Genomic DNA, 11,139 nt, shown 5'->3' with positions numbered 1-11,139 from the left:
GGTCTTTGCCCCGGCCTCGTGTTCGCGCAGCACCCCGATGATCTGCTCCTCGCTGAAGCGACTCCCTTTCATTGTCCGTCTCCTTTTCAGGCGACGGACTCTACCTCATTTCGGCTGAGTTTTCGGGGTGCAGGCCACGGTACGCAACGCGGCCTCTCCCTGACAAGAGAGGTAAAGAAAAGATCGGGGGTCCCTCGGCTGTACTCGGGATGACACAAAAGAAGCAGATGCGGCGCAGAACCCTCACCTGGCGTCCGCGTTGCGGCCGGCTGCCGTGTGGCCGTGGCAGGTCCCGTGAAATAACGGGCGAAGTAAGATTCGAGAAATGGGTCTTGTGCGGAGGGGCAGCGGGCTGCCAATTTTATTTTGATGTGCACGCTGGCGATTTACTTTCAGGCGACACGCAAATTTCCGGTGGTGATCGCCGCGAATCGCGATGAATTCCTTGACCGCCCCGCCGGCGACCCGACCACCCTGCTGGAAAGCCCGCACGTAGTCGGCGGCAAAGATCTCAAGGCGGGCGGCACCTGGCTCGGAATCAGCGAGTACGGAATTGTCGCGGGGCTGCTGAATCGGCGCGCCGGCAATGGCGGCAATCCGCAGGCGCGATCGCGCGGGTGGCTGTGCCTGGACGCTCTGCGGCGCCGGACCGCGGCGGAGGCGGCGGAGTTCGCCGCCCGCGAGCGCGGCTCCGACTACAATCCATTCAACCTGCTGATGGTGTCGCGGACCGAGGGGTTCGTCGCTTACAACCGCGGCGCCTCGATCGAAGTTGTCGCACTCAAGCCCGGGCTGCATCTGCTGACCAATCTCGACGTGGATGATTTCGAATGCCCGAAAATAAGCGCGTCGTACGACAAGTTCGCGGAACTGGGCAATCGCGCCGATTTCCAGCGCGATCCGATCGGACAGCGCGCCGCGCTGGCAGCGTTGCTGGCCGACCACAATACGCAGCTCGATCCGCGCATCGGCGCCGCCGCGGTCGGCACCGCCGCAGGCGGACGGTCCAACGCGCTGTGTTTGCACCTCGATAATTACGGCACGCGGTCGTCGAGTTTGATCTTCATGCGCGGCGACAGGCCTGAAATCACTCACTACTTCGCGCCGGGGCCGCCGTGCCGAACGGCGTATGGTCTGGCAATAGTGCCGCGCGCTCCGAGCGCGGCTCAGGGACCAAAGTAAGCGGCGATGCCCGCCAGCACAAAGCATCCGATCGCGATCAGCGCCGAGGCGAGAAAAATCGACGCAAGAAACGGCGGCTCGAACAGGAAAAACAGGATGAAGCCCGCGGCTATCGCGACGACGCTCGCGATTATCGCGAAGACCATGCTCACCGTGCGCAATTGCGCCATCGCGAATCTCCCCGCAGGCTGCGGCCGTGAATCAAAACAATTCCCTTGACGCCGAGGCGCCTGCGAGTATACGCGGTGGGTTCATCGAACACGTTGCCGTCGGCGGACGGGGACCGATTGGGAGTTTTGAATTGATGCACATTTGCCATCCAAGCTCGCGCCGAAACCCGATTGCCTGTCTAATTGTCGCGATCGGCATCGCTTTCGTTGCCGCAACCGCCCGTCCAATCCGCGCGCAACTGGGGCAGTCAGCGCTCGGCTGGCAGCAACGCTTCCTCGGCATCATTCCGCTGGTCAAGCCCGATCCGAAAGACCCGGTGGTGGTCACCGTCAACGGCGCCCCGATTACGGCGGCGGAAATCGCCGACTACGCGAAGACCGAAGGGCGGATGATCAACGCAACCAGCACCGAAGAATCCAAGGCGGTGTTTCGCGATGCGGGCGAAAACCTGATCAACCGCGAACTACTGCTGCAGGAGGCGGAGAAACGCAAGATCGCTTTTCCCGACGCCGAAGTGGCGCAGCGCGCGCGCGAGTTCCAGATTGGAGGGGCGGAGGGCCAGAGCGTCCCCCAGAAAGGCGCCCCGGACGCGCAGTTGATGAACGCGGTGCGGGGCTCGATGCTGATCGAGAAAATGCTCGACGATGAATTCCGGGCGCATCACGTGCAGCCCACCGACGCGCAGATCAATCAATACTACCAGGAGCATCGCGACCTGTTCGTCAAGGATCCGGGCGAAGTGCAGATCGCGCATATAGCCGTGAAGTTCCCGCCCAACGCGACTGACACGCAGAAGAAAGCGGCGGCCGAAAAAATAATCAAGCTCTACAAGCAGGCGCTCAAGAGCAAGGACTTCGCCGCGCTCGCAAAGCAAAACTCCGAGGACACGGAATCCGCGGCGAAGGGGGGAGAGCTGGGCTACTTTCGGCCCGGGCAGTTGCCACCGGTGGTGGACAAGATGGTGTTCGCGACGCCGGTGGGAAAGCTGACCCAAATCCTCGAGTCGAGTCTCGGCTACAGCTTTATCAAAGTGACTTCGCGGCGCGGCGAAACGATTGCGCCGCTGGCCGAGGTGAAGGCGAAAATCGCGATGTTCATCCTCGACCAAAATCAGGACGCGGTGGTGAAGGCGCTGCTCAAGAAAATCTCAAAGGGCGCGAAGGTCGAGTTCAAGAATCCGCCCGGCGCGAGCGGCGCCGCGAAAGCCAAACCCGCGCAGCCCGAGCCCTAGCCCAGCAGGCGGCCGCCGTCGAGCGCCAGGGTCGCGCCGGTGGCGAAGTCGGTGGCCTCGCAAAAGAAGATCACGGCGCGTGCGACGTCTTCCGGCGAGCCCATTGTTTTTGTCAGCGTGCGGCTGACCAGCCGCTCTACTTCGCGTTTGCTGTATTCCTCGGGCGGCGCCACCATCCCCAGCGCGATGCAGTTCACTTGCACCTCGGGCGCAAGCTCTTTGGCAAGCGCCCGCGTCAGCCCAATCAGCCCGCTCTTGGAGACCGAATACGGCAGGTAGTCCTTGTACGGGCGGGTCGCGGCCCAATCGCCGAGGTTGACGATTTTTCCCGCGCCGTTGCGGCGCATCGCAGCGCCTGCGAACTTCGACAGAAAGAACGGCGCCTTGAGGTTGGTATCGAGGGTTGCGTCCCAGTCGCGCTCGGTGATTTGCCTGAGCGGTTTGCGCGCGAAGACCGAAGCCGAGTTGACGAGGATGTCGATGCGGCCGAACGCGTCGAGCACGCCGGCGATCAGCTTCTCGATTTCGGCGACGTTCTCGAGATTGGCGCCAAATGCCCGGGCCTTGCCGCGCATCCCCGCGATCTCGGCGACGACTGCGTCCGCTTCGGCCTGCGAGCTGCGATAGTGAACCGCGACCGAAGCCCCGTGGCCGGCAAATTTTATCGCGATCGCGCGTCCGACGCGGCGGCTCGCGCCAGTTACCAGGGCAACTTTTCCCTTGAGGTTCATGCGGGAGGTTTGCGCCGCCAGATCAACCGGCGCGGCTATTCGCGCGCGGTTCAGCTCTGCAGCGACGCGTGAATCGCCTTGACCAGCGCGAGGTTGTCGGAATGCCCGGTCTTCGACGCGGTGACATGCGCATGCAGCGGGCGCCCGAGCAGATAGAGATCGCCCATCAGATCGAGGACCTTGTGGCGCGCGAATTCGTCGGGGAAGCGAAGCGTGGTGTTCACGACTTTGTCGTCATCGACGAGGATCAAGTTGTCCAGGCGGCCGCCGCTGGCGAGGCCGAATTCGGCGAGCTTGCGGAACTCGCGCACGAAGCCAAAGGTGCGCGCCGGCGCAATTTCGCGGGTGTATGCGTCGGGCGAAGTAAGTTCGAAGTGCAACTGCTGAATGCCGATCGGCTTGGGGTAATCGAGCGTGTAGTCGATTATCAGATGGTCGGCGGGTTCGGCCTTTATAAATTCGAGCCCGTCGCCTTCCTCTCCGATCATGATCTTGTGTTTGATTCTGATCGGTTCGACGGTCGCGTCCTGCTCGGTGAGTCCGGCTTCGCCGATCTGTTTGCAGAACTCGAGCGCCGAGCCGTCGAGCGCGGGGACTTCGTCGTCAGTCTTGATGAGGAGGTTGGTGATTGCAAACGCGTGCAGCGCCGACAGCAGATGTTCGACGGTGCGGACCGAGCGGCCGCCGCTGGTCAGCGTGGTGTTGTAGCCGGTGTCGGTGACGTTCTCGAAACGGACTGAAATGGCAGTCTCGTCGGCGAGCGATGTGAATACGATTCCAAATCCCGGCGGCGCCGGATGAAGTATGACGCCGGTCTTGAGCCCGGTGTGAAGCCCCTGCCCGCCCGTCACGATCGAACGTGCGACGGTTCGCTGCGGGATCGCGCCGGCGCAGATTGCTTTGCGGCCGGCGGCGCGAAGCTGCGCGCTCAGGCCGCGCGGGTTGGACGGATCCGGCCCGGCGGAGTCACCCTCCAGCGCACGCGCGATTGAAGCGAGCAATCCGCTGACCGAGAACGGCTTCTGAATGAAATCGGCGGCGCCGAGTTTGGTCGCCGCGACCGCGCTCTGGATATTGGCGTGGCCTGAAATCATGATCACCGGGACGCGGGGCTGCTCGGATTTGATCCGCCGCAGCAACTCGATGCCGTCCATTTCGGGCATCCACACGTCGAGCAGAACGATCGCAGGACTCTCGCGCGCAATCAGCTCCATCACATTGGGGGCGTGGCCGGTATCGACGACCCGAAAGCCCTCGTCGCTCAGGATTCCACGCAATGCCGACCGAATCCGCTCCTCGTCATCCACGACCAACACGGTCTCATTCACGTCAAATTTTCTCCGGGAAATCGCGTTTCGTTGCGGCGCGGAAAGGATCGCATCAGCCGATCGCCTTTGCGAATGGCTGGAATTTTACGGGAAACTCGAGCACAAATCTACTTCCACGCGGCTGGTTATCGGTCACGCGGACGAAGCCGTGATGGTCGGTCACGACCGCAGAAACGATCGCGAGGCCGAGACCGGTGCCGCCCTTTTTGCTCGAATAGTACGGCTCGAAAATGCGCGTGCGCAGGCGTGGATCGATGCCGGGGCCGTTGTCCGCGACTTCGAGAGTTACAATTGAATTGTCGGGCCGGCGATGGCTGCGCACCTCGATCAACGGGCCAGCGCCGTTATGACTGACGCTGGTCGCCGCGGCGACGGCATTGTCCAGCAGGTTGACTAGCGCGCGCTTCATCGCTTCGCGATCGATCGGGATGAGCGGAATCGCGGGGTCGAGTGCCAGCGCGAATTCGACGTTGGGATGCGCCGCGCGGAAATTCGCGACGGTCTCGCCGGCCAGCGCGTTGATGTCACCGGGAACCGGATTCAAATGCGGCATCCGCGCGAACGCCGAGAACTCATTGACCAGCCCCTTCAGATCCTCGACTTCGCCGATGATCGTTCGCGTGCATTCCTCGACCAGCGCGGATTCGATTCCCGGACGCGCGCCGAGCTGGCGCCGAAGCCGTTCGGCTGAAAGCTGGATTGGTGTCAACGGATTTTTGATTTCGTGCGCGATTCGGCGCGCGACTTCGCGCCACGCCTCCATCCGCTCGACCTTCGCTATCTGGCTGACGTCCTCGAAGAACAGCACCGTTCCGGCCGGCTCGCCGGGGGTCTCGCCCAGCGGACTGGCGGTCATCATCAGCTCGGTCTCGCCGCCCGCGGCTTCGAGCTTGACGGTCAAGCGCGCCTCGCGGGGACGCGTGGCGAAGGCGAACACGTCGTCGAGCGCGCGGGCCAGCGCGGGCGGAAACGCTCCCTGGTAGTTGCGGCCGATAACCGCGGCGGCGCTCAGATCGAGCAGCCGCTCGGCGCATGGATTGATCATGGTGACGACGCCGTCATGGTCCAGCCCGACGACGCCCGCCGACACGTTGCGCAGCAGAGTCTCCGTGTACTGGCGCCGGCGCTCGAGTTCGGCGGCGGAAGCGCGCAGATCGGCAGTCATCTGGTTGAAGGAATCGACCAGATGCCCGATCTCGTCGTCGCCCACGGCGGGGATGCGGAAATTGAGATCGCCGCCGGCGACCGCTTGCGTCCCGCGTGCCAGCAGCTTGATCGGGCCGGTGATTCCGCGGGAAAGAAATATTCCGAACCAGCTCGCCAGCGTTACCACCACCAGCCCGATCAGCACCAGCGTCAGCAGGTAGCTGTTCATGATGGGCTGGCGAAGAATTCGCAGCTGGAAGTAGTCCTCGGATACGCGCGAAATGTTGGTTGCGCGCGTCGCCAGGCTGCGCGGCAGATAGTAGTCGACCAGCACCGCGCCGAGCACGTTGTCGGTTTCGCTCGAGACGTAAATCGGCGCAGAGCCGCGGATTACGTCGGCGTCGCCGAGCCGGTCGGTGCGAGTGAGCGCCTGTCCCTTCAGCGTTTGCGAGATGATCGGCGAATCGGGCGACGCGCCGATGCCGGTGGGCGTCTTGGGACTGATGTCGATCAGCAGCAGTTTGCGATCGGCGGAGAATACCTCGATGGTGCCGAGGTTGTATTCCTCCTGGCGCTTGTTGATGAACGCCTTGAGCTCGTCGCGCCTTTGCGGCGCGAGCAGGCCCCGCGCCGAGATCTCCCCTGCCAGCACGCGGGCGAAATGCGATGCGTTGTTGGCCGAGTTCAGATAGTAAGTCTTGGCGATCTCGAGCGAGTCATTGAGAATTTGTTGGTACTCGGGATTGAACCAGCTGTTGATGTCGGCGTGCAGGAACACGCCCGACACGTAAAGCATGAACGCGCTCGGGATCAGCGCGACGGCGATGAATCCGGCGACCAGCCGGGCCTGGAATTTCGAACCAATCAATCCGCGGCGGCGCTCGAAGATGACCTTGGCGAGATTGCGTCCGACCAGGAACAGCATCAATCCCAGCAGCAAAAAACTCAGGTTGAAGAGCGAGATGACCGCCAGATTGGAGCCCAGCGAGGTGTGACGCGTCAGCGGCGGCAACTCGGTCTGCGCCAGTACAAACGCGACCAGCGTCGCGCCGGCAACTCCGACGGCGATCAGCTCGCGACGGCGCCGCTTGCGCTCTGCAAGCCGATGCGGGCTTACGGGTCTTTCCGCTGCCAAGTCGTCAATGCCTCATCAGCGAAAACAGCAAGGTCGCGGCGATGCTGACAAGAATGCAGGTGGTGAGCGGAAAATAGAAGCTGAAGTTGCCGCGACGGAGGTAGATGTCGCCGGGCAGCCTGCCTATATATGGCGCCGACGACAATCCCCACAGCGCCAGTCCCACGACCACAATCGCGATACCGGCGAAGACCAGGCTTTTTCCTATCGGCGCCATCGCAGAGCTGACTCAGCACCGATTGTACAAGACGGACGGCCCTTGCAATACCCGGCCGCCCCGCCCTGCTGCGGGCGTTATGCGTGGGCGTGCGCGTGCGATTTGGCGCCGGCGGCCTCCCGCGCCGCGAGCGTCTCCTTGATGATTTTTTCCGCGACCGGCGCCGGCGCCTCCTCGTAATGCGAGAAGTGCTGCTCGAAGGAGCCGCGGCCCGACGTGATCGAGCGCAGGTCGGGCGCGTACTTCAGCACCTCCGACATCGGCACCTGCGCCTTGATCACCTGGCCATTGCCCTTGCTGTCCATCCCGAGCACTTTGCCGCGACGCGAGTTCAGATCGCCAATTACGTCGCCCATGCATTCATCGGGACACGCAACTTCGACCGCGACGATCGGTTCGAGAATGATCGGCTTGGCCTTCTCCAGCGCTGCCTTGAAGCCCATCGAGGCTGCGATCTGAAACGCCATGTCCGACGAATCGACATCGTGATAGCTGCCGTCAAATACGGTTACCCTGACGTCCACCATCGGATAACCGGCCAGATGTCCTTCGACCAGCGTGCTGCGCACGCCCTTTTCGACCGACGGAATAAAGTTGCGCGGGATCACGCCGCCCACGATGTTATCCACGAACTCGAAGCCCTTGCCGCGCGGCATCGGCTCGATCTTGAGCCAGCAATCCCCGTATTGGCCGCGGCCGCCCGATTGACGCTTGTACTTGCCTTGCGCTTCGGCGCGTCCCTTGATGGTTTCCTTGTAAGGAACCTTGGGCGCCTGAAGCTCGACGTCCACGTTGAATTTCCGGCGCAGCTTCTCGACCGTGATTTCGATATGCATCTGGCCGGTGCCCGACAAAATGATGTCGTGGGTTTGCGGATCGCGATGCATTTCCAGCGCGAGGTCCTCCTCGATCAGCTTCTGTAGCGCCGACGACGACTTCTCCTCATCGCCCTTGGTCTTTGGACGAATTGCGAAAGACATCACGGCCGCCGGACGCGTCAGCGGCGGCATCACCAGCACCGGCGCTTTCTCGTCGCATAGAGTGTCGCCGGTGGTGGTGTCCTTCAGCTTGGCGACGGCGACGATCTCGCCCGCGATCGCGGCGGCGATCGGAGACTGCTTCTTGCCCTCGAGCCGCAGCAACTGGCCGAAGCGCTCCTTCGATTCTCTGGTCGAGTTGAACGCACCCGCGTCGGTCTGAGCGCGGCCCGAAATGATGCGGAAGATGGAGAGCTTGCCGGCGAACGGGTCGATGATCGTCTTGAACACCAGCGCGGCGAACGGCGCCGCCGGATCGGCGGGACGGCTTACCGGCTCGCCGGTCGCCGGATTCTGGCATTCCACCGGAGGCCGTTCGTTGGGCGCGGGCAGATACGTCGTCACGGCGTCGAGCAGCGGCCCGATGCCGATATTCTTTGCCCCCGATCCGCAGAAGACCGGCGTGATTTTGCGCCCGACCACGGCCGCGTGCAGCGCCGCGCGAACTTCAGCGTCGTCGAGCGTCCCTTTGTCGAGATATTTTTCGAGCAGCGTATCGTCGGTCTCGGCGACCGCCTCGAGCAACGCGGTGCGCGCCGTTTCCGCGCGAGCCTTCAGCTCGGCCGACAATTCCTCTTCCTTGAATTTGCCGCTGGCGTCGGCGTAGCTGAGCGCCTTCATCGCGAGCACGTCGACCACGCCCGTGAAGCCGAGTTCTTCGCCAATCGGGATCGTCAGCGCGACGGCGCGCGCGCCAAGAACCTTTTCGAGGTCCTTCATCGCGGCGTCGAAGCTGGTGCGCTCGCGATCGAGCCGCGACACGAACGCGATCCGCGGCAGTTTGAGTTCCTCGGTCGCGGCCCAGATTTTTTCCGATTCAACCTTGGTGTCGGCGCCCGGGCTTATCAGCATCACCACCCCGTCCACCGCGCGCAAAGTCGTGATCGTTTCGGGCAGGAAAGCGGCGTAGCCGGGCGTGTCGGCTAGAATTACTTCGGTTTTTTTCCAGTTGAGATGATTAAACGCAGAACTGATCGAAATGTGATGCTTGATTTCTTCGGGCTCGAAGTCCATCGCCGCCGAGCCGTCGTCGGGCCGCCCCAATCGCGCCGTCGCGCCCGCGCTGAAGAGCATCGCATCGGCGGCCTGCGTTTTGCCGGTCCCGCCCTGGCCCACGATTGCGATAGTTCTAAGCCGTCCGATTTCCTCAACAGCCATAGAGAGTACCTCTCAGCCTGCCCGGCGGGACCAGCGCCGATTCCAGGGCGCCGCGCCCCCGCTCGATGCAGTTTATTTCGCGTCGATCACATACCGCTACTCGTACGCCCCTTCCACGCTCACCTCACCCGCGACGATTCGCTCGACCCGGTCTCCGATGTCTAGCAGCAGTGCACCTGTCCCGTCGATTCCCCTGACCACGCCCGACTGGCGCCGCCCGCCGTCCACGATTGCGATGCGCTTGCCGGTCAGCGCCGAGTAGCGTTCCCACGCGGGACGAACCGACTCGAAGCCGCGCGTCAGGGTTTCCATATAGCGGGAGTCGAGCCGATTAAAAAGCGAATCGGCGATCGCAATCCGATCGCATGGATGCCCGGTCGCGATCCGCATCGAGGTCGCCTTGTCGCGCAGCTCCGGCGGGATGTCGTCCGTCGCGAGATTGATATTGATTCCGATGCCCAGCAGCACGCAGTCGAGTTCCTGGCGCGCGTCGGTCACCGCCTCGGCGATTATGCCGCCCGCCTTGCGTCCGCGCAGCCATACGTCGTTGGGCCATTTGAGCGCAACGATCCCCGGCGCGTCGCGCTCGAGCGCCTCGGCCGCCGCGACTCCGGCCACCAGACTTAAGCAAGGCACGTCGGCCAGTGGAATCGGCGGCCGGAGGATTATCGTCGTGTATAGGTTGACCCCGGGCGGCGAATGCCACGTGCGGCCCATCCTGCCCCGCCCCGCACTCTGACGCTCCGCGATCACCGCGGTGCCCTGGTCGGCGCCGCCCGCGGCCAGCTCGCGCGCAGCTTCCTGGGTGGAATCGATTTCGGCGAAATAATGAATCCGCCAGCCGATGCGGCCGGGCGCGCCGCGTTCGCTGGCAAGATATGGATTCTGAGGCATTACTTTAAGTTTTTTCAGCGAATCCGCAGCCGCGTAGCACCGAGCGGGGACCGCCAATCAGACCGCGTCGATTCTCATGCTGATATCCAGAAATCGCGCCGAATGAGTCAGGGCACCAACGGAAATTAAATCGGCGCCCGCCTCCGCGATCGCGCGAACACTCTGCAGTGTCACGCCTCCGGAGACTTCGAGCTGAACACTCTTCGGCGCCATCGCGCGCGCTTTGCGGACGTTGTCGAGCGTCATGTTGTCGAGCAGGATCGCATCGGCGCCGGCTTTAAGTGCTTCTTCAACTTGCCCGAGCGTCTCGCATTCGATCTCGATTTTCAGCGTGTGCGGCGCCAGCCGGCGGGCACCTTCGATGGCTTTCGTCACCGTGCCCGCCGCCGCGATATGGTTTTCCTTGATCAGCACGCCGCCGTCCAGGCCCAGGCGATGGTTGTGCCCGCCGCCGACACGGACCGCGTACTTCTCGACGACGCGCAGGCCGGGATGAGTCTTGCGCGTGTCGAGGATCTTGGCATGGGTGCCTGCGATCGCATCGACGAACGCCCGCGTCGTGGTCGCGATTCCCGAGAGCAACTGCACGAAGTTGAGCGCCGTGCGCTCGCCGATCAGCAGTCCCGCGAGCTTGCCCTCGATCTCCGCGAGTACGGCGCCGGCTTTCAGTTCCGCGCCTTCGGGCGCCAGCGCAACCATGCTCGGCTCGGCGCCCGCCAGGCGCATCACGGGTTCAATCAGGATGCCGCCGGCGAGAATCATTCGCGGTTCTTTGACGGTGATTCGCGCGCGGCCCATCGCGCCCGGCGCGACGGTCGCAGCCGTCGTGATATCGCCCTGCCCCACGTCCTCGGCCAGCGCCCGCTTGATGAGTTCGGTGGGATCGAATTGCTTGAACAGTTCCATGCC

At 63.3% G+C, this 11,139-nt stretch carries 10 protein-coding genes; 2 read left to right on the top strand and 8 right to left on the bottom strand.

Features of this window, described 5'->3' with window-relative positions:
* Window positions 1–369 precede the first annotated feature (369 nt).
* Complete coding sequence (locus VIO10_RS00520) at window positions 370–1,182, top strand: NRDE family protein (protein WP_331957910.1); 813 nt, start codon at window positions 370–372, stop codon at window positions 1,180–1,182.
* Here VIO10_RS00520 and VIO10_RS00515 read toward each other — a convergent pair.
* Complete coding sequence (locus VIO10_RS00515; RefSeq protein ID WP_331957908.1) at window positions 1,167–1,352, bottom strand: hypothetical protein; 186 nt, start codon at window positions 1,350–1,352, stop codon at window positions 1,167–1,169. The two genes, VIO10_RS00520 and VIO10_RS00515, sit on opposite strands and share 16 nt — an antisense overlap.
* Before the next feature lie 134 nt (window positions 1,353–1,486).
* Here VIO10_RS00515 and VIO10_RS00510 point away from each other — a divergent pair, with 134 nt between their 5' ends.
* Complete coding sequence (locus VIO10_RS00510; protein ID WP_331957906.1) at window positions 1,487–2,584, top strand: peptidylprolyl isomerase; 1,098 nt, start codon at window positions 1,487–1,489, stop codon at window positions 2,582–2,584.
* On the opposite strand, the gene VIO10_RS00505 is transcribed toward VIO10_RS00510, so the two are convergent.
* The 7 genes from VIO10_RS00505 to nadC form a co-directional block, all read right to left on the bottom strand.
* Window positions 2,581–3,315, bottom strand: a complete 735-nt coding sequence (locus VIO10_RS00505) for an SDR family oxidoreductase (RefSeq protein WP_331957904.1) — start codon at window positions 3,313–3,315, stop codon at window positions 2,581–2,583. The genes VIO10_RS00510 and VIO10_RS00505 overlap by 4 nt on opposite strands.
* Window positions 3,316–3,365: 50 nt before the next feature.
* Complete coding sequence (lpxC, locus tag VIO10_RS00500; protein ID WP_331957902.1) at window positions 3,366–4,643, bottom strand: UDP-3-O-acyl-N-acetylglucosamine deacetylase; 1,278 nt, start codon at window positions 4,641–4,643, stop codon at window positions 3,366–3,368.
* A gap of 52 nt (window positions 4,644–4,695) precedes the next feature.
* On the bottom strand, window positions 4,696–6,924 hold the full coding sequence (locus tag VIO10_RS00495; protein WP_331957900.1) for a sensor histidine kinase: 2,229 nt from the start codon (window positions 6,922–6,924) through the stop codon (window positions 4,696–4,698).
* Between the two features lie 4 nt (window positions 6,925–6,928).
* Window positions 6,929–7,141: a DUF2905 domain-containing protein gene (locus VIO10_RS00490; RefSeq protein WP_331957898.1), complete on the bottom strand. Its 213-nt coding sequence runs from the start codon at window positions 7,139–7,141 to the stop codon at window positions 6,929–6,931.
* A gap of 77 nt (window positions 7,142–7,218) precedes the next feature.
* Window positions 7,219–9,336: an elongation factor G gene (gene fusA / locus VIO10_RS00485; protein WP_331957895.1), complete on the bottom strand. Its 2,118-nt coding sequence runs from the start codon at window positions 9,334–9,336 to the stop codon at window positions 7,219–7,221.
* Window positions 9,337–9,432: 96 nt separating this feature from the next.
* Window positions 9,433–10,230 carry a biotin--[acetyl-CoA-carboxylase] ligase gene (locus tag VIO10_RS00480; protein WP_331957893.1) on the bottom strand — a complete coding sequence of 266 codons (798 nt, stop codon included), beginning with the start codon at window positions 10,228–10,230 and terminating at the stop codon, window positions 9,433–9,435.
* A gap of 57 nt (window positions 10,231–10,287) precedes the next feature.
* Window positions 10,288–11,136, bottom strand: coding sequence for a carboxylating nicotinate-nucleotide diphosphorylase (gene nadC / locus VIO10_RS00475; protein ID WP_331957891.1), 849 nt, complete (start codon window positions 11,134–11,136; stop codon window positions 10,288–10,290).
* Window positions 11,137–11,139: the final 3 nt, after the last annotated feature.

Source organism: Candidatus Binatus sp. (assembly GCF_036567905.1).
Lineage (GTDB): Bacteria > Desulfobacterota > Binatia > Binatales > Binataceae > Binatus.
This window is presented reverse-complemented; position numbering and strand designations above follow the sequence as displayed.